Consider the following 19,121-nt stretch of genomic DNA (forward strand, 5'->3'; position numbering starts at 1 on the left):
ATGGGATGGGGTGGTTCGTGAGCTATAGCGTATTTTCCTGGAGTGCCACGGTTGGCGGCATCGCCGCCAGCCTGCTGCTGGTCGCCGACGCGTCAGCGCAGGACGCCTGCGGCCTCTGCGCCAAGCAGGTGGTCATCAATTCGGAACTGGCGACCTGCTTTCTCGACCAGTACGACCAGATCGCCAAAGCCAAAAGCGACGCGATCGTCGTCGATCTCTCAGGCTGCGCCTCGCGCGGCATCGTCGAGGCCTTGCCGTCGCCGACCAAGGCGCCGGCGGAGCCGGACGTGCAGTTCATTGTTTCGCGCCCGCAGCTGGCGTGCCTGAAGAAGCAGCTTGAAGCGCCCGGCATCGTGCTCGATCCCTCCGCCATCATCGAACTGGACGGCTGCAAATGAAGAAGCCTGCGGGCACGACAAGGCAAACGGCACCTGCGGTGCCGGCAAAGGCGCCGGCTGCCACGCAGACGCTGCCGGAAACCACCGAAGGCTTCCCGTGGCCGAGCAGCCATGAGATCAAGAAGGAAAGCAACCCCTTCACCGACCGCGACTGGCGCATGCTGGTCTATGCCTGGTCTGGCATGCTGGTGCGTTTCGCCATCATCTTCACCTTGGCATTCTCGGTCTATCAGTTCCTGGCCAACCAGGAGCAGAAGCGCGTCGAGCAGACCATGTCGCTGGTCGAGCTGTGGGAGACCAAGGACTACCAGCAGGCGCAGCGGGCGCTGAAAGACCGTCTCGCCACGCTCAACGCCAAATACGACAATCTGCTCGGCGCCAACCCTTCGCCGACCGAGGAGCAAGTGTTCCGGCAACGTATCGGTATCGAGGCGATGAGCGCATCCGGCGGCGACATGCCGCTCGCCGACTTCAGCGAGAATTTCGACCGCATCGTCTATTTCCTCAACCGGCTGTCCTTCTGCGTCGACGGCGACCTGTGTTCGCGCAAGGTGACCGACGCCTATTTCCGCGATTATGCCGTTTCTTTCTGGAGCTATTTTGCCGGCTATGTCGACAAGCAGCGCAAGGCCGGCTCGCCCACCTTCGCCACGGCGATCGAGGCTTATGTGCGCAGTCGGCAACCGTCGGCTGAAGCCAAGTAACGATGACAAAGGTCAGGGTGAGCTTCCGCCTTATGCGTGGCTGCCTTTGGCTCGCCTCCTGCAAAAGAAGCACGCAGGAAGCGTCAGCATGAAAAAAGCGGCGGGAACATCCCGCCGCTTTCTTGCTTGTCGTGAAAACAGCCGGATTATTTATAGAGGCTGTTGATCCACTGGATGTTGGCGGCGTTCAGGCGCACGGCGGTGTTCGCGTCGGGGCTTTCCGCCACGTTGACGCCGGTGATGATGCGCTGCTTGGAGTTGTTATCGTAGGCATAGACCGAGCTGCCGCTCGACCCCGGGAACGTATCGCAGTCATACTGGAAATATTCCGGAGCGATGTTTTCGGCTTTCACTTCGCAGTTCGCCTTCCACATCGTGCCCATCGGCTTGTCGCCGGGGTAGCCGACGAGATTGGCGGTGAAGTCGCCGAGATCGTCATAGTTGGCATAGCCCAGCCAGCCCAGGTTGGTGCCGACATCCTGTTTCAGCGTGATGATGCCGAGATCCCACGGGATGACCGAGCCGTAATAGCCTTGGTAGTTGTCGATGAAGCCCTGCAGCACATAGGCGCTTTCATAGGTGAAGGCGCCGAATGGGGCGTCGTCCGCCGTGCCGCCATTGAGGCCCGGCACGAACAGGTAGTCGGAGAGCCAGTCCTTGTCCTCGTGGCTGTAGAGGCAGTGCGCCGCGGTAAGCACCGTGCGCGGGCCGATCAGCGTTGCCGAGCAGCTGCCATAGCCGGTCTTCGACTTGGCTTCGAGATAGCCGATTGCCGAGAACGGATAGGTCTTGGTGTTCTTGACCTGCTCGCGATCGTCGGTGCCGAAAACCTGGCGTCCGGCTTCGCCTTCGCCAAGCCCTGGATCCTCGGTCTTGCGCGGACCACCCTCGGCGCCATTGGCCGGCGCATTCAGTTCCTTGATGATGATCTCGCGCAGCGCTTCGCTCGGTTCGATCTTGATTTCCTTGCCATCGGCGGAACGTCCGACGATGCCATAGGATTTGACAGCCGTTTTCTCGTCGGTGATCGGCGCGGCGCGGCTGTCTTCGTCGGTCAGCGTCGGCGGCGCGATCGGCTTGGCCCGCCCGGGCTTGTAGTCGCCCGAAGTCACGTCCCGCATGCTTTCACCATTGCCGGCACTGGCGGAGCCAGGATCGGCGGCGAAAGCAGGGGCTGCCAACATTGCGGTGGAAAGCAATGCGGACGCAATCATGAATTTTGTCAGTTTTGTCATGGTGAGACTCTCCCAAAAGTCAGCAAGGCCTGGATCAAGATACAGAAATATTGTCGAGATCGTGGTGGTGCTGAAAATCGGCAAAGGCTATCGGCGAACGCACCGGATCGTTGTTTGCCTCGGTCAATCTAAAGCCCCCGCCAAAGACCCTGCCACGACATACTGCCTAAAATAATCCAAGATTGGCAATGATAAATCGCTTCCACGTAGCACGTGGGGGGCTATAGAGTTTGCGCGAGTACTGCTCGCGGGCATGGTTAGCAAAAGTGGGATTCGGTTTTGTGACCGATCGCGCGCCGTTCGATACGGCGCGTGTCCGGATCGCCGAACCGGCGGCCACCGTCTTTGCACAATGCCGGCGTCGATCCGCGCGGGAGAATTGTCTCAGGAGGGGTTCAGGTGCACATCACAAATCGGTTCGGGCAAGTCGTTGCCGCATCGCTGCTTGGCATCGCCACTGCCGTTGCATTCATCAACACCGGCCAGGCGGACGAGGGCGCCGTCAGGCCGGAGGCCGCGGTTTCGCCGATGCAGCGGGTGACCGATGCCAGGGCCAAGGCAGCGGCCGAGAATCCCGACGGCACCGACCGCGTCTATGGCGGCAATCAGGCTGAAAAGGGCGCCTATCCTTTCCAGGTCGCCCTCCTCACCACCGCCAGGCTGGACGAGAACCCGGCCTCTCAGGCCAACGCGCAATTCTGCGGCGGCAGCCTGATCGCGCCGCAATGGGTGCTGACGGCGGCGCACTGCCTCAACGACAATGGTGAGCCGATCTCGCCCGATTCCGTCACCGTGCTGACCGGCGCCATGGATCTCAGCGAAGGCAAGCGCCACAAGGTTGTCGAAGTCATTGTCAATGAGGGCTACAGCGAACAGACGCTCGACAACGATCTCGGCCTGCTCCGGCTCGCCGACCCGGCCGATGCGCCGACCATCAAGCTTGCCCATGAGGCGACGCCCGACACCGGCAAGACGACCGTAACCGGCTGGGGCAAGATGCAGGACGGCACCTTCCCGACCACGCTGATGGTAGCCGATCTCGACCTGCAGCCGAACGGGGCCTGCAACAGCGGCATCAAGGCCATCTATGCGCATGATCTGAAAGCCGCTCTCGGAGACCTGTCGCACCGCATGCGCTATTCGGAAAAGGGCATCGATGCCGCGGCCGATGCGATTGCCGCCGACATGACGGACCCACTGACCGGCAACATGATCTGCGCCGGCACCACCAGCGGTGTGCGTGACGCCTGCAATGGCGACAGCGGCGGACCGCTGTTCATGACCGGCGCCGGCGGCCCCGTCCAGGTCGGCATCGTCAGTTGGGGCGAAGGCCCGGCTGATGGCAGCGCTGCCTGCGGCCACAAGGACGCCTATGGCATCTACACGCGGCTGGCCAACTACACCGGCTGGATCGAGGCCAGGATGAAGACACAGGCCCCAGCACCCGAAAAGCCCAAGGCCGGGCTCGGCACCGCCCAGAAGCCAAAGTCGCCCTGACGCGACCGCTTAGGATTGCCAGACAAAACGGCGGGAATTCCCGCCGTTTTGTCTGCCGGCTTGCGAGGCGGACTATTTCCTCGGCGGACCTTTGCGCTCGGCGGAGGCCGCCCACAGATTGATGTCGGACTCGCGCGCGTACGTATCGATCTCGGCCAGTTCGGCATCGCTGAAATCGAGCACCTTGAGCGCGCCGACGCAGTCCTCGACCTGCTCGGGCCGGCTGGCGCCGATCAGCGCCGAAGTAACCCGGCCCCTGCGCAGCACCCAGGCCAGCGCCATCTGCGCCAGCGTCTGGCCGCGCTTGCCGGCGATCGCGTTGAGCGCCTTGATGTTGGCGATGGTGCGGTCGTTGATGAAGGCTGTCTTCAGCGACTTGCCTTGGGACGCCCGGCTGCCATCGGGAATGCCGCCGAGATATTTATCGGTCAACATGCCTTGCGCCAGCGGCGAGAACACGATGGAGCCGACGCCGAGCCCTTCGAGCGTATCGAGAAGGCCGTCTTCCTCGACCCAACGGTTCAACATCGAATAGCTCGGCTGGTGGATGACGCAGGGCGTGCCCAATTGCCTCAATATGTCGGCGGCCTCGCGGGTGCGCTGCGAATTGTAGGACGAGATGCCGGCATAGAGCGCCTTGCCCGAACGCACCGCATGGTCGAGAGCGCCCATGGTTTCTTCGAGCGGCGTGTCGGGATCGAAGCGGTGCGAATAGAAGATGTCGACATAGTCGAGGCCCATCCGCTTCAGGCTCTGGTCGAGACTGGCCAGCATGTATTTGCGCCCGCCCCATTCACCGTAGGGACCCGCCCACATTTCATAGCCGGCCTTGGTCGAGATGATCAGTTCGTCGCGATAGGCGGAAAAATCGGTGCGCAGGATCTCGCCGAAAGCTGTCTCGGCCGAGCCGGGCGGCGGCCCATAATTGTTGGCCAAGTCGAAATGGGTGATGCCGAGGTCGAAGGCCTTGCGCACAATCGCCTGCTTGGTCCGATGCGGCGTGTCGTCGCCGAAATTGTGCCACAGCCCGAGCGAGATCGCCGGCAGCTTGAGGCCGGACCGACCGCAACGGTTGTAGATCATTTTTTCGTAGCGGTTCTCAGCGGCGACATAGGGCATGGGAAATCCTCGAATCTGAACGGACAGGGCGCCGTCATCGCAGAGGCGACGAGCATGCCCGTACCCCATCCTTTACCCTCTCCCCGGAGGAACGGGGAGAGGGGCAAGCAAAATTATCGATAATCTTCGCGACCTATTTCTTCTTGGCCAAAAGATCCTTGGCTTGCTTGACGCCAAGCGCGGCCGGGCGCTCGCATGTGGTTTGCATGGCGACGAACTTGCCGGTTTCGCCCGAGCGCAGGAGGCCGGTCATGACATCGACGGCATGCAGCGCGAGTTCCATCGAACAGCGGTGCGGCCGGCCTTCAGCGATCGCCAGCGCCATGTCGGCGAGGCCTGATGTGCGGTAATTGGCCATCATGCCCTGGCCGTGCATCTCATTGGGGATGCCGAGCGGGTGCTTCCATTTCGGCAGCTTCTTGACCGGCTTGCCTTCTTTGGTGAAGCGCACGTCGCCACCGAAGAAGTTCGGATCCGGCACGAACACCGTCCCGGCCTCACCGTAGAGTTCCATCGGCGCGTGGCCGTGAGCCCAGACGTCCCAGCTGGTGTTCAGCGTCACCACGGCGCCGTTCTCGAATTCGAGCAGGCCGTGAATGGTGGTCGGCGTGTTGACCGGGATTTTTTCACCCGCGCGAGGCTTTGAGCTGATGGTCCGCTCCTTGGCCGGAGTCGTCGCGAAAGCCGCCACCTGCTTCACCGGCCCGATCAGCTGGATCAGATTGGTGATGTAATACGGCCCGATGTCGAGCACCGGCCCGGCGCCCGGCTGGAAGAAGAAGTCCGGATTGGGATGCCAGTGTTCCATGCCGTGGCCCATGACGTGGCAGGTGCCGCTGGTGATCCTGCCGAGCTTTCCCTCGTCGATCAGTTCACGCACCAGCTGGTGCGCCCCGCCCAGGAACGTGTCCGGCGCCGAACCGATGCGCAGCCCCTTCTTCTCGGCCCGCGCCTTAAGGTCCTGGCCTTCCCTAAGCGACAGCACGAACGGCTTTTCCGAATAGACATGCTTGCCGGCATCGAGCACCTGCTTCGACACCTCGTAATGCACGGCCGGAATGGTCAGGTTGACGATGATGTCGATGTCGTCGGCCTTGAGCAGATCCTCGACGGTCTCGGCACGGAGCTTGAATTCCTTCGCCCGCGCCCTGGCCACATCCATGTTGATGTCGGCGCAGGCACGCATCTCGATGCCGCGAAACAGCGGCGCCAGCGAAAAATAGGCCTTCGAGATGTTGCCGCAGCCGATGACGCCAATACCCAGTTTCTTTGCCATGGTGGTTGTTCCTAGTAGCTCTTGACGGTTGCGATCGAGCGGCGGGCGAAGCGCTCGATGTCGTTGGGATTGTCCTGTTCCATGACAAAGTATTTTGCCGCGCTCTTGGCCCGCAACACCTTGATCAGGCCGGCCCAGTCGATTGTGCCGTGCCCGACATCCGACCAGCCATCCTCATCCAGCCCCTCGCCAGGCTTCGCCATATCCTTGACATGGACGGCGACGATGCGCTGGCCGTACTTCTCGATCCAGGGCAGCGGGTCGGCGCCGCCGCGCACCACCCAGGCAACGTCCATTTCCCAGCCAATATTGGGGGCGGACGACAGGATATGATCCTGCGGCAGCGAGCCGTCGGCGAGCGTCTTGAATTCGAAATCATGGTTGTGCCAGGCGAAGCCATAGTCGGCCTTCGTGGCCACCTCGCCGACCTTGGCCAGACGCTCGCCGAAGGCGCGCCAGCCGGCGGCGTCGGAGGGCCTGTCCTCGGCCATCAGATAGGGGCAGATCAAAAGCTTGACGCCGAGCGTTTCGGCGATCCTGCGCACGCCGTCGAAGTCCTTCTCCAGCGCATCGATGGAAAAATGCCCGGTCGGCATCGAAAGCCCGTTCTTGTCGAGTTCGGCGCGGAAGGCCTTGGGGTCGTCATAGACGCCGCCGAAGCCTTCGACCTCGGCGTAACCGAGCTTGCCGAGCATTTCGAGCACATCGGTCCAGGGCAAGAAATTGCGAGCGCTGTAAAGTTGGAATGACCAGTTCATCGTCTCTGTCCGTTCTGCTTGGGATTGTCTTTGGGAGGATGGTTTTCTTGGGAGCTACATGCGGTTGCCGGATGGGGTATCGAACAGCGAGGCGCGGGCGGGATCGAAGCCGATCCGGATCGGATCGCCATTGCGCAGCGTCTTTTCCGCCTCGACACGGAAGGAAAAAATGCGGCCGCCGAGCTTCGTCCACACCAGCGTATCGGAACCCATGGGCTCGACGATCTCGACGGCGGCATCGGTGGCAAAGGGCATGGAATTCGCGGCCTCGCCAAAGGCAACGTGCTCCGGCCGGATCCCGAACACGCAAGCCCCGCTCTTGTCCCCGGTGCCGTCGAAGCTGTAGCGATCGAGCGGTATGGTCAAATCCCCGGTCTTGAACACTGTCGTCGTGCTGGTCTCCAACTGCCCCTCGACGAAGTTCATCGCAGGTGAGCCGAGGAACCCGGCGACGAACCGGTTGACCGGACGGTTGTAGATGGTCTGCGGTGCGTCGAGCTGCTGGATGACACCGCCCTTCATCACCGCTATGCGATCGGCCAGCGTCATCGCCTCGATCTGGTCGTGGGTGACGTAGATCATGGTGTTCTGCAATTTGCGATGTAGAAGCTTGATCTCGACGCGTAGTTCGGAACGCAGCTTGGCATCGAGATTGGACAGCGGTTCGTCGAACAGGAAGACGTCGACATCGCGCACCAGCGCCCGCCCGATCGCGACGCGCTGGCGCTGGCCGCCGGAAAGTGCGGCCGGCTTGCGCTGCAAAAGCGGCTCGATCTGCAGGATCTCGGCGGCCCGCGCGATGCGCTTGGCGATCTCGTCCTTGGCGATGCCGGCGACGCGCAGCCCGAAGGACAGGTTCTTCTCCACCGTCATCTGCGGATAGAGCGCGTAGGACTGGAAGACCATGCCTATGCCGCGGTCCTTGGGCTCTTCCCAGGTGACGTTCTTGCCCTTGATGAAGATGCGGCCTTCGGAAATGTCGAGCAGGCCGGCGATGCAGTTGAGCAAGGTCGACTTGCCGCAGCCGGAGGGCCCGAGCAGCACGATGAACTCGCCTTCGGCGACATCGAGGTTGAGGGTCTGCAGCACCGAGATGGCGCCGAAGTTCAGCGACAGATCCTGGATCGAAACACTGGTGCCGTTCGCCGCCATAGCCATCACCCTTTCACCGCGCCGGCGGCGATGCCGCGCACGAACAATTTGCCGGAAATGAAATAGACGATCAGCGGCACCAGCCCGGTCAGGATGGTGGCGGCCATGTTGACGTTGTATTCTTTCACGCCTTGCACCGAGTTGACGATGTTGTTGAGCTGCACCGTCATCGGATAGGTGTCGGGGCGGGTGTAGACGACACCGAACAGGAAGTCGTTCCAGATGCCTGTCACCTGCAGGATGATGGCAACGACGAAGATCGGCAGCGACATCGGCAGCATGATGCGCAGATAGATGCCCCAGAAGCCGGCGCCGTCGACGCGCGCCGCCCGGAACAGCTCCTCCGGCATGGAGGTGAAATAATTGCGGAACAGAAGCGTCAGGATCGGCATGCCGAAGATGGAGTGCACGATCACCAGGCCGGTAAGGCTGCCATAGAGGCCGATCTCGCGCAGGATGATGACAATCGGATAGATCATCACCTGATAGGGAATGAAGGCGCCGACGATCAGGATGACGAAGAACGTGTCGGCGCCCTTGAAGCGCCAGTTGGCCAGCGCATAGCCGTTCACCGAAGCGATGGCGATCGACAGGATCACCGAAGGAACGGTGATGCGCACCGAGTTCCAGAAACCACGCGAAAGCCCATCGCAATTCAGGCCGGTGCAGGCCTGCGACCACGCCTTGACCCAGGGCTCGAAGGTGATCTCGAGCGGCGGCGAGAAAATGTTGCCGAGACGGATCTCCGGCATGCCCTTGAGCGAGGTGACGACCATCACATAGAGCGGCAGGAGATAGTAGAGCGCGACCACCACAAGCGTGCCGTAGAGGAAAATGTTGCGGCGCGAGAACATGTGTCGCGGCTTTGGCCCGCTCGGGCCGGCGGCATCATCCCGCGGGTTTGACGACGTGGCGGACAAGGCGACGGCATGGTCAGACACGCTTGCGGCCTCCGAATTCGAGATAGGCCCACGGCACGATGACGATCATCACCGACAGCAGCATCATGGTCGAGGCGGCAAAACCCTGGCCGAGGTTCTGGGCGAAGAACATGTAGTCGTAGACATATTTGGCCGGCACTTCGGAGGCGATGCCCGGCCCGCCGCTGGTCTGCGCGACAACGAGATCGTAAACCTTCACGATGCCTGATGCGATGATCACCAGCGTGGTGATGAACACCGGCCGCATCATCGGGATGATGATGAACAGATAGGTCTTCCACATGGGTATCCCGTCCACCCGTGCGGCCTTCCAGATATCCTCGTCGATGCCGCGCAGGCCCGCCAGCATCAGGCACATGATCAGCCCCGTGCCTTGCCAAAGCGCAGCGATCGATATGCCGTAGATGACGATGCTGGAATTGTAGAGCGGATTGAAGTCGAAGCTGGTCCAGCCGAGGCTTCGTACCACGCCCTGGACGCCGAAATCCGGATTGAGCAGCCATTGCCAGACAAGGCCGGTGACGATGAAGGAGAGTGCGAAGGGGTAGAGAAAGATGGTGCGGAACGTGTCCTCGAAACGGATCTTCTGGTCGAGCAGGGCAGCCAGCAGAAACCCGATCACCAGCGAGAACACCAGTGAGATCACGCCGTAGATCAGAAGGTTCTCGATCGAGATCAGCCAGCGCGGCGTCGCCCACAGCCGGTAATACTGGTCGAGCCCGACGAAATTCAGCCGCGGCAGGAGCTTCGAATTGGTGAAGGAATAGAGCACCGTCCATGCGGTGCCGCCGACAAAGACCACCATTGCGGTGAGGATCATCGGGATCGAAGCGACCTTCGCATTGAGATTGCGGAAGAGTTGGCTCGGGCGTTCGCTCTTGCTCATCGGTACAGTCGTGCTGAATCGGATAAGGGCGGAAAGTCAGCACGCCTGGGCTCCCGGCCCTGCCTGGCAAGGTCGGGAGCGAGGCGGCTCATCAGTCGTCAGTCAGCCGAAGCGATGATGTCGGCGAAGCGCTTCTGCGCATCTTCGAGGCTCATCTCGGGCTTGGCGAAGAATTCGGAGAAAAGGTCCTCCTTCTGCTTCTGGCTGTCCTGCGAGAGCAGCTGGTCCGTCCATGGGATGACCGCGCCCTTGGCCAGGATGGCGAGGCCCTTCTTCATGCAGTCATTGGCCGCGTTGAGGTCGACGTCGCCGCGCACCGGCAGCGAACCCTTCTTGAGGTTGAAGGCAACCTGGGTCTTGGGATCGAGCAGCGTCTCGGCCAGCACTTCCTGCGCCTTGGCCTTGTCGGCATCCTTGAGCAGCGGGAAGTAGAAGGCGTCGCCGCCCGTGGCGATGACCTCGTTCAGGCCAAGACCGGGAAGGCAGGTATAGTCCTTGCCGGCGGTCTTGCCGGCGACCTGGAACTCGCCTTGAGCCCAGTCGCCCATGATCTGGCCGCCAGCCTTGCCGGTGATGACCATGTTGGTGGCCTGGTTCCAGTCCTGCACATTGGTGTTCTTGGCCATCTTGCGCGCATCGTCCGCGGCCTTGAAGACCTTGGCGACTTCGGGACCGGCGGCGAACTTGGCGTCCTTGTCCTTGTAGACCTTGAGGAAGGCGTCGGTTCCACCGACCGCGGCAAGCAGCACGTCGAAGGCGCCCGATGCCTGCCATGCCTGCCCGCCGACCGCGAGCGGCACGATGCCTGCCTTCTCCAGCGCCGGGGCCGCGGCCACATACTCATTCCAGTTCTTCGGCACCGGAACGCCGGCCTTCTCGAAGGCCGCGTTCGACAGCCACAGCCACTGCCAGGAATGGATGTTGACCGGCACGCAATAGATCTTGCCGTCGATCGTGCACGAGTCGAGCAGGCTCTTGGGCCGTACCACCTCCGTCCACTTGCCCTTGGTGGCGACATCGGTGAGGTCGCGCATCAGGCCGGCCTGCACCAGCTCTTCCGCTTGCCGGCCATGATTGAATTGGGTGGCCCCCATCGGATCGCCGCCGGTGATGCGGCTGATCATGATCGGCCGCGCCGTGCCGCCGGATCCGGCGATGGCGCCGTCGACCCAGTGATTGCCTGTGGCGTCGAATGCCTTGGCGAGTTCGGCGACCGCTGCCGCCTCGCCGCCGGAAGTCCACCAATGGGTGACTTCCAGATCGGTCGCGGCCGCCGGCCCGGCGAAGTTGAGCGCAACCGTCGCTGCAAACGCAGCGGTCAGGAATTTATATCGCATTTCGGCTTCCTCCCAGAAATCTGAAACGTTACAGATTTTCGATACGGCAATTGAAGACTATGCGCAACCCCTTCCGGCAAGAGTCGGTTTGATATTTTTCGAGCCGCGAACAAAATCGCTTAGCTGCGGCCTTGTTGTGCGACGCAATGAGCGAGAGTGCGCCGCACAATGAGCAAAAGCAGCAAGAAACCTGCTAGGAGCAGGCTTCCCTCTGAATCCCAACGATTTTTTGCCACGCGGTTGACGATGTCTTTCCGTGTCCGCCAGCACCCATTTTTACACCGATCGTGACAAGCTGTAACGTTTCAGTATATTGCTTCCAATGCAGATGACGCGCCATGGGAAGTGGCCGCAACATTGCCGGGCTGCCCGGCGGCTGCTATGCGCCTGATGGGCGGGACGGATGGACAGACAACGCACGGACAAGGATGAGGAGGCGACGGCACAGGAGCGGCCGACGCTGAAGACGCTTGCCTTCATGACCGGCCTCGGCGTCACCACCGTCTCGCGCGCCTTGAAGGATGCGCCCGAGATCGGCGCCGAGACCAGGCGTCGTGTCCAGCTCGTGGCCAAGCAGATCGGCTATCGGCCGAACCGCGCCGGCGTGCGCCTGCGGACCGGCAAGACCAATGTCATCAGCCTCGTGCTCAACACCGAGCACGAACTCATGAGCTTTGTCTCCGACATCATCTATGGCGTGACGGAAGTCATCGCCGACACGCCCTACCACCTGATCGTCACACCCTATTCGCGCTCGCAGGATCCGCTGGATCCGGTGCGCTATCTCGTGGAGACCGGCTCCGCCGACGGCGTCATCATCTCGCGTACGCAGCCGAACGATCCCCGCGCCCGCTACATGCTGGAGCGCGGCATTCCCTTTGCCACGCATGGCCGTACCGATATGGGGTTGGTTCATCCCTATCATGATTTCGACAACTACGCCTTCGCGGCCGAGGCGGTGCGCCACCTCGCCGGCATGGGCCGCCGCCGGCTCGCTTTGGTGACGCCGCCGGTCGGTTTGAGCTACTACCGTCATACGGTCGACGGCTTTGCCGACGCGCTGAGCGAAGTCGGCGCCAGCGAGGTGCCGTTCAACACCGTCTCTATCGACCATTCGATCGAGCAGATCAGGATGAGGACGGCGCAGCTGATGCGGCGCGACATCAGGCCGGACGGCATCATCAGCAGTGCTGCAGCCGCGACGCTCGCTATCGTCGCCGGCATTGAGGATGCCGGCCTGAAGCTCGGCCGCGACGTCGACGTGGTGTCGAAGCAATCGTCGGAACTGCTGCATCTGTTCAGGCATGAATTGCTGGTCGTCAACGAAGACTTCCGGCTGGCCGGGTCCGAACTCGCGCGCTCGGTGCTCGGCTGGATCGGTGGTGCCGCGCCCGGCTCGCTGCAGAGCCTGAGCGAGCCGAAGGGCGTCGTGGCCTATCGGCGCTCCGACTGAGCATCGGCCTGGATCGGAACGCGCAAATCCGCATGCGTTCCGTGAAACAATGGACCGTTCTAGTCGGCCGCGCCGCGGTTCATATGGAGTTCGAAGCCTGCTGCTCCCGGATCGCCCAGTTCGGCACGAAGCCGCATGCTCGGGATCAGGTAGTCGCCACCATTCTGGCGCCGGTAGGGAATGGGCGCCGTGGTCGCAAGCGTCCGCATCCGTTCGCGCAGGCGTTCGGCGACAGGCTCGAAGCCGGCTTCGTTGAAACGGTCCACGCTATAGATCACGAACGGCGGAAGCACGTCGTAGCCCGGATAATAAAGGATCCCGTGATTGATCGGGAACAGCAGATCGTCAATCGCGCCGTTGACGCCACGCGGGGAATAATGATCCTCCCAGCCACCGGCCGTCACGATCAGCATTGCTCGCTTGCCCACGAGCGTGCCCTCGCCGTACCGGTCGCCCCATCGCTTGTCGCTATGTTCACCGACGCCATAGGCGAAGCCGTAGGCAAAGACCCGATCGACCCAACCCTTCAGGATCGCCGGCATGGCGAACCACCACAGCGGAAACTGCAGGATCAGCGCATCGGCCCAAAGCAGCTTCTCGATCTCGGTCTTGACGTCTTCGGTCAGCGCATTGGCCTCGAACGCCTTTTTGGAGGCCGCCACCGGCACCAGCCGCGCATCCGGCGACAGGCCGGGGAAATCAGCACGGTCGACCTCCGATTTCCAGCCGTCGGCATAAAGGTCCGATATCAGCACCTCGTGGCCTTGAGCCTCGAGTTCCTTGACGGCGACGTCGCGGAGCGCGCCGTTGAGCGATCGTGGCTCGGGATGGGCGAAGACAAGCAACACTTTCATGATGAGCGATCCTGTTGGAAGATGTTGGCCTTGAGATAGCCAATGCCCGAACGATCCGCTATGTCTTGATAAGGCATAAAATTATGCCGATTAATGGATAAATCGGACGTCACTCTGGAGCGCATGCGCACCTTCGTTCGCGTCGCCGAACGGGGCAGCTTTTCTGCGGTCGCACGTGAACTCGGGATCGGTCAGTCGACCGTCACCCGGCATCTGCGTGAACTCGAGGAGGCCGTCGGGGTGGCTCTGCTCAGCAGAACCACGCGGCGTGTCACGATGACCGATGAGGGCAGCCGTTACTATGCCGACAGCGTACAGATCCTGCGCCTTGTCGAACAGGCGAGCGACGAGGCTCGCGGCACGCGCGGAGCGCCCGCGGGCACGATCCGGCTCTCCTGCACCGCGGCCATCGGGGTGCTGCATGTCAGCCGGCTGATCTTCGCGTTTCAGGACCGCTATCGCGACATCGGCGTCGATCTCAGCCTCACCGACGAACGCATCGACCTTGTCACGGAAGGCGTGGATATCGCGCTTCGTCTCGGCCCGCTCACCGACAGTTCCATGAAGTTGCGGGCGCTCGGCCAGTCCCGGCGTCTGCTCGTGGCGGCGCCCGGCTATCTCGCTGAACGCGGCAGGCCCGAAGGTCCCCATGACCTGGCCGGTCACGAGGGCATCCGCATGTCAAACGTGGCGGGCAGTGACACCCTTGTGCTGCAAGGACCGGACGGCGAGCGCCATGTCGTGCCGCTTGCCGGGCGCCTTCGGGTCGACCACGGACTTGCCGCACGCGAAGCCCTGCTCGCGGGGCGCGGCATTGCGCCCGCCCATCAATGGCTTGTCGGCGATCTCCTGGCGTCCGGCCGGCTTGAGGCGATCCTGCCGGACTATGCGCTGCCGTCGGTTCCGCTCAGTATGCTGATCGTCCCCCAACGCGCGGGCATCGCCCGGGTCCGGCTGCTGGTCGATTTTCTTGCCCAACAGATCGGCGGCATCCCCGGGATCGAGAAAACGCATGTGGATCGGTGAGTATTTCCGGCACGGCAGGCAAGCAATGCCGGGTGTTCCATGAGAACGATTAGCCAGCCGCGCCGCTGCCCCACGGCCCGTGGAACGCACCCTGCTCGCCGATGCGCTCGAAACCATGTGCCCCGAAGAAGTCGCGCTGCGCCTGGATCAGGTTCGAGGTACCGCGGCCCTGGCGGTAGCTGTCGAAATAGGCAAGCGCCGAAGACAGCGCCGGCACCGGCGCACCGGCCTCGGAAGCCCTCGCGACGACACGTCGCAGCGACGGATGCGCCTCTTGCATCATGGTGATAAAGGCCGGCGCCATCAAAAGGTTGGTCAAAGCGCCGCCGCTGCCGAACGCTTCGGCCATCGTGTCGAGCATCTGCGAGCGGATGATGCAGCCGGCGCGCCAGATCTTGGCGATGGTCGGCATCGGCAGGTTCCAGTTGAACTCCTTCGAAGCGCCGCTCATCACCGCAAAACCCTGCGCGTAAGCGGCGATCTTGCCGGCGAACAGCGCCAATTCGAGGTCTTTCAGCAGCGCGTCCCTGTCGCCGGAAATCTTCGTCACGCCGATATTGCCATAGGCTTTTTCAGCCGCCTGCCGCTCATCCTTGATCGACGACAGCACGCGCGCCGCCACCGCCGCTTCGATCGCGGTCGCCGGAATGCCGAGCTGCTGCGCCTCGATGACGGACCATTTGCCGGTGCCCTTCTGGCCGGCGCGGTCGAGGATGATGTCGACCACCGGCTTGCCGGTCTTCGGATCGTCGGCGGCGAGCACCTTGGCGGTGATCTCGATCAGGTAGGAATTGAGCCGGCCCTTGTTCCAGTTGGAAAACACCGTGCCGATCTCTTTCGGCCCCATGCCCAGACCATCGCGCAGGATGCCGTAGATCTCGGCGATCATCTGCATGTCGGCATATTCGATACCGTTGTGGATGGTCTTGACGAAATGTCCGGCGCCGTCAGTGCCGAGCCAGGCGGCACAGGGCTCGTCCTTGAACTTGGCGGAGATGGCGGTCAGCACCTTCTCGACACGCTTCCAGGAGTCTTCGGTGCCGCCGACCATGATCGACGGTCCGTGGCGTGCGCCCTCCTCGCCGCCGGAGACACCCATGCCGATGAAGGTCAAGCCCGAGCCGGACAGTTCCGAGAAGCGCCGCATCGTATCGCGGAAATTGGCGTTGCCGGCATCGATGACGATGTCGTTGTCGGACAGCACGCCGCGCAAGGCTTCGATCTGCTCGTCGACCGGCTTGCCGGCCAGCACCATGATGATGATCGGGCGTGGCGGCCGGATCGCCGCGGCGAGTTCCTCCAGACTGTAGCAAGGAATGACCATGTCCCTGAGCGCACCGGCATTCTCGACAAAAGCATCGGTGCGAGCCTTGGTGCGGTTGAAGACGGCGATGCGGTGCCCGTGCTCGGCGATGTTCAGCGCCAGGTTGGAGCCCATCGTGCCAAGGCCGATCAGGCCGATTTCGGCTTTTTCCATCGTTTCTTCCCTGTTTCCGGATCTGGTGTTTTCGAGCTCGAGCCCGTTCTTGCCTCGATGCCCATTATTGCTTGGATGATTGACGGGCCTTCAGGCCCGCGTCAACCGCCTCGCCCAATTGTGTTGTCGCGACCATTACGGCCTGATGTCGATCGGCGCCTCGATCTTCACCATGTCGAAGTCCGAGACCAGTATGTCTATGCGCACCGTCCAGCGGCCGGGAACCGGGATGATGAGGTTGTCGACACGCCAGCTGCCGTCGCCGGGCCTGGTTGCCGCGCGCTTCAGCGGCTCGATGCCGGAATCGGGCTTCGACAGCACCAGCGTCACTTCCTTGGCATCGAGCGGCCCGAAATCGCCGCTCATGATGATCATCGAGGCGGCGACCGGTCCGGCATGGCCAGGCGTGATGCTGAGATCGGCCATCGCCTGCAGCGCGTGGACGTGGACCGAAACCGGCTGCGCCGCAGCGATCGCCAGCGCCCGTGGCGGCGGCGTGAAGCGCCAGCCCGCGGCGACCCCGAAGATCGCCAGCACGATCAGCACTTCGAAGCCGACCGAGCGGGTGAGCCGGCGTTGCACCTCGGTCGCTCCCGCCTCGGCCGAAGCGGTGAGCTTCCAACGATTGACGCCGGCAAGCGTGAACAGGAAGACCAGCAGCGCGAGCTTGACCAGCAGCAGCCGGCCATAGGCAGTGTCGACCAGCGCCGAGGGCGTCTGCACCTGGATCACGGCCAACACGATGCCTGCCGCGGCAAGCAAGGCAACCATAGGCACGATTGCCCATGAGAAGAGGCGCAGGAATTCAACGGCGCCGGCCGCTTGACGCTTCAGCGCGAGGCCGAGCGGCACCAGAGCGCCGGCCCAGAAGGCGATGCCAACCCCATGGACGAAGACCAGCGGCCGTGTCAGCCATTGCGGTTCGGCGGCACTGGCATGGCCGCTCGCGGCAAGCGCTGCGCCCACACCGACCAGCCCGGCAAGGGCAAGCGGCCTGGCGGGCGGGCGCGGTCCGGCCAGCGACAGCAGGCCAAGCCCAAGTGCGATCAGGGCGATCAGCACCGTCCAGCCGAAGCTGGTGCCGACCCCTGTGCGCCAGACCACCGGCTGCGCCAGATGGGAGAGCGGCGCACGGAGCGCATCGAGACCTTGCAAGCCGAGCGACAAGGGCGCCGCCAGCAGCCCGCACAGGATTGCCCCGGCAACAAAGCATTGACCGGCACGGCCACCCCCGGCCAGCCAGGCAAGGGCGAAAGCGCCGCCAATGCCGAGGAAAAGGCCGGCATAGAGAACGACCTTGCCGATCCAGATCGCCGACCCCAACGGCCAGTCGATCGCTTCGGAGACAGCCGGAGGCTCGCTTGGCGCACCGATGGAAAACAGCAGCGAGCCACCGACCGGATGGCCATCGGCGGAGATGACACGCCAGCTCAGCACATGCGTGCCGGACTTGAGTGTTTGCGGATTGTCGATCTCGACCGTCTGGTCGCGGAGGCGGAAGGATGTCAGCGGAACCGGCGTACCATCGGGCCTCACCAAGGTCAGCACCAGCGGCGAGACCGGCTCGCTGAAGGTCAGCGAGAACCGCGCCGGCGCCTGCGCCAGCACGGCCTCGTCGGCCGGGTCGGTCTTGATCAGCGCCGCATGGGCAAAGGCCTGGCCTGTCGAGGCCATGACGATGAGCGCCATGAGCACCGCGAAGAGCCCACCAGCCCAGCCGAATCGCTTGCCGGTCCTTGCGGTCCTTTGGAATGGGGATGTTGGGTTCATGCTGCCGCCATGGAATTGGCGGCGCACCTTGCGGACAGGGCGCGCCGCCAGAAAATCATTTCTTCGGCGTGAGCTTGATGCCGGGCGCCGGGGTCTCCAGCGCGTCCTCATCCTGTCCGGCCGCCGGAACCTCGATCCAGCGGGCGGCGGCATCGCCGCATTCCTGCACCACCGGGAAGTAGAGCTTCTGGCCGGCAGGCAGATCGGCCGTCAGCGTCGCCCGGAAGACGAACTCGTCATAGAATTCATCCGGCAGATTGCCGCCGCTCCAGTCGACTTCCTTGACACCGTCGGCCACCGCCTGACCATAGAGCTGGTAGGACTTTTCATATTTGCCCTTCTTGGTCTGCAGCGTCCAGCCGGGCTTCGGCATCGGCTTCACCGCGATCACCCCTTCCGGAATCTGCACGCGCACGGCGGTCGTCGCCTTGCCGTCGCAGCCATGCGGCACGCGCAGCACAGCCTTGTAGGTCGAGCCGACTGCCGCCTCCTGGGTTTCGAGCGTGATATGCGCCAAGGCGGCATTTGTCCCCAGCACGAGAAGCGCGCCGGCCGCCAAAAGATACTTGATCATGATGGTCCCTCTGATTTCAAAAAAAATGGTGGATCGGCGCGATCAATTGGCGTGGTCGTCCATGCCGCCCATTTCACCCATGCCCTCGACGGCGAACTCGACGCTGACGGCGCCGGCCTTCTCGAAGGTCAGCGTGGCGGCGAATTCTTCACCCTGCTTGGGTTGCCGCTTCAGGCCGATGAACATCAGGTGATAGCCACCGGGCGCCAGCGCCACCTTGCCTCCGGCCGGAATCTCCAGGCCACCGTCAACTGGCCGCATGGTCATGACGCCGTCCTTGACGCCCATTTGATGCAGCTCGGCCTTTTCGGAAACGTCCGAGGAAATCGACAGCAGCCGGTCCGCGGCGCTGCCCTTGTTGACAATGGTGAAATAGCCGCCGGCCACCTTGGCGCCGGCAGGGGTGGCGCGCGACCAGGGGTGTTCGATTTCGATATCGCCCACCTTGAATTCATGCGCCAGGACGGCCTGGGCGCCGACGAACAACAGGGCAAAGGCCAGCGTGATAATGCCGAGACCGGCTTTGAACCGAGGCAGGATGCGGCCGAACACAGTGCCCGCCGACATACGGAAAGAATGGGACATGGTTGCTCCATGACGTGATGATCGCGCCGTCGCCGGTCGCGAATGGTTTTGATCTTGGATGAGTACGCTCGCGAAAGGT

18 protein-coding genes are annotated in these 19,121 nt (G+C 62.8%); 5 read left to right on the forward strand and 13 right to left on the reverse strand.

Annotated elements, in window-relative coordinates; all coding sequences use genetic code 11:
- The first annotated feature begins 17 nt into the window (after positions 1-17).
- Positions 18-398 carry a hypothetical protein gene (locus O7B34_RS25685; protein WP_337148657.1) on the forward strand — a complete coding sequence of 127 codons (381 nt, stop codon included), beginning with the start codon at positions 18-20 and terminating at the stop codon, positions 396-398.
- Entirely contained in the window at positions 395-1,102 is a 708-nt protein-coding gene (locus tag O7B34_RS25690; RefSeq protein WP_337148658.1) for a DUF4760 domain-containing protein, read from the forward strand. The genes O7B34_RS25685 and O7B34_RS25690 overlap by 4 nt, the downstream gene beginning before the upstream one ends.
- 146 nt (positions 1,103-1,248) lie before the next feature.
- On the opposite strand, the gene O7B34_RS25695 is transcribed toward O7B34_RS25690, so the two are convergent.
- Entirely contained in the window at positions 1,249-2,337 is a 1,089-nt protein-coding gene (locus O7B34_RS25695; RefSeq protein WP_337148660.1) for a trypsin-like serine peptidase, read from the reverse strand.
- A 399-nt stretch (positions 2,338-2,736) separates the two neighbouring features.
- Here O7B34_RS25695 and O7B34_RS25700 point away from each other — a divergent pair, with 399 nt between their 5' ends.
- Entirely contained in the window at positions 2,737-3,834 is a 1,098-nt protein-coding gene (locus tag O7B34_RS25700) for a S1 family serine peptidase (protein WP_337148662.1), read from the forward strand.
- A 72-nt stretch (positions 3,835-3,906) separates the two neighbouring features.
- Here the strand turns inward: O7B34_RS25700 and mgrA are convergent, their stop codons facing one another.
- The 7 genes from mgrA to O7B34_RS25735 all read right to left on the reverse strand — a co-directional run bounded on the left by mgrA (position 3,907) and on the right by O7B34_RS25735 (position 11,303).
- Positions 3,907-4,953 carry an L-glyceraldehyde 3-phosphate reductase gene (gene mgrA / locus O7B34_RS25705; RefSeq protein ID WP_337148664.1) on the reverse strand — a complete coding sequence of 349 codons (1,047 nt, stop codon included), beginning with the start codon at positions 4,951-4,953 and terminating at the stop codon, positions 3,907-3,909.
- Between the two features lie 133 nt (positions 4,954-5,086).
- Positions 5,087-6,229, reverse strand: a complete 1,143-nt coding sequence (locus tag O7B34_RS25710; RefSeq protein WP_337138838.1) for a Gfo/Idh/MocA family protein — start codon at positions 6,227-6,229, stop codon at positions 5,087-5,089.
- Between the two features lie 11 nt (positions 6,230-6,240).
- Complete coding sequence (locus O7B34_RS25715; RefSeq protein WP_337148666.1) at positions 6,241-6,987, reverse strand: sugar phosphate isomerase/epimerase family protein; 747 nt, start codon at positions 6,985-6,987, stop codon at positions 6,241-6,243.
- Between the two features lie 54 nt (positions 6,988-7,041).
- On the reverse strand, positions 7,042-8,145 hold the full coding sequence (locus tag O7B34_RS25720; RefSeq protein WP_442921000.1) for an ABC transporter ATP-binding protein: 1,104 nt from the start codon (positions 8,143-8,145) through the stop codon (positions 7,042-7,044).
- Positions 8,145-9,080, reverse strand: coding sequence for a carbohydrate ABC transporter permease (locus O7B34_RS25725; RefSeq protein WP_140503031.1), 936 nt, complete (start codon positions 9,078-9,080; stop codon positions 8,145-8,147). The genes O7B34_RS25720 and O7B34_RS25725 overlap by 1 nt, the downstream gene beginning before the upstream one ends.
- A complete protein-coding gene (locus O7B34_RS25730; protein WP_015315676.1) occupies positions 9,073-9,966 on the reverse strand; it encodes a carbohydrate ABC transporter permease in 894 nt (297 codons plus the stop codon). The genes O7B34_RS25725 and O7B34_RS25730 overlap by 8 nt, the downstream gene beginning before the upstream one ends.
- Positions 9,967-10,064: 98 nt before the next feature.
- Entirely contained in the window at positions 10,065-11,303 is a 1,239-nt protein-coding gene (locus O7B34_RS25735; RefSeq protein ID WP_337148668.1) for an ABC transporter substrate-binding protein, read from the reverse strand.
- A 403-nt stretch (positions 11,304-11,706) separates the two neighbouring features.
- Here O7B34_RS25735 and O7B34_RS25740 point away from each other — a divergent pair, with 403 nt between their 5' ends.
- Positions 11,707-12,756: a LacI family transcriptional regulator gene (locus tag O7B34_RS25740; protein WP_337138843.1), complete on the forward strand. Its 1,050-nt coding sequence runs from the start codon at positions 11,707-11,709 to the stop codon at positions 12,754-12,756.
- Between the two features lie 59 nt (positions 12,757-12,815).
- On the opposite strand, the gene O7B34_RS25745 is transcribed toward O7B34_RS25740, so the two are convergent.
- Positions 12,816-13,610: an NAD(P)H-dependent oxidoreductase gene (locus tag O7B34_RS25745; protein ID WP_337148670.1), complete on the reverse strand. Its 795-nt coding sequence runs from the start codon at positions 13,608-13,610 to the stop codon at positions 12,816-12,818.
- Positions 13,611-13,703: 93 nt separating this feature from the next.
- On the opposite strand from O7B34_RS25745, the gene O7B34_RS25750 reads away from it, so the two are divergent.
- Positions 13,704-14,636, forward strand: coding sequence for a LysR family transcriptional regulator (locus O7B34_RS25750; protein ID WP_337148671.1), 933 nt, complete (start codon positions 13,704-13,706; stop codon positions 14,634-14,636).
- A 49-nt stretch (positions 14,637-14,685) separates the two neighbouring features.
- Here O7B34_RS25750 and gndA read toward each other — a convergent pair whose 3' ends face one another.
- From gndA to O7B34_RS25770, 4 genes are all read right to left on the reverse strand, one after another.
- Complete coding sequence (gndA, locus tag O7B34_RS25755; RefSeq protein WP_337148672.1) at positions 14,686-16,113, reverse strand: NADP-dependent phosphogluconate dehydrogenase; 1,428 nt, start codon at positions 16,111-16,113, stop codon at positions 14,686-14,688.
- 135 nt (positions 16,114-16,248) lie between these two features.
- Positions 16,249-17,802 (reverse strand): copper resistance CopC/CopD family protein, encoded by a 1,554-nt coding sequence (locus tag O7B34_RS25760; RefSeq protein WP_442921001.1) that lies wholly within the window; start codon positions 17,800-17,802, stop codon positions 16,249-16,251.
- Positions 17,803-17,938: 136 nt separating this feature from the next.
- Positions 17,939-18,457, reverse strand: coding sequence for a YcnI family copper-binding membrane protein (locus O7B34_RS25765; RefSeq protein ID WP_337148674.1), 519 nt, complete (start codon positions 18,455-18,457; stop codon positions 17,939-17,941).
- Positions 18,458-18,499: 42 nt separating this feature from the next.
- Complete coding sequence (locus tag O7B34_RS25770; protein ID WP_337148676.1) at positions 18,500-19,042, reverse strand: copper chaperone PCu(A)C; 543 nt, start codon at positions 19,040-19,042, stop codon at positions 18,500-18,502.
- Positions 19,043-19,121: the final 79 nt, after the last annotated feature.

It is taken from the genome of Mesorhizobium sp. Cs1299R1N3 (genome assembly GCF_037179625.1).
GTDB lineage: Bacteria > Pseudomonadota > Alphaproteobacteria > Rhizobiales > Rhizobiaceae > Mesorhizobium > Mesorhizobium salmacidum.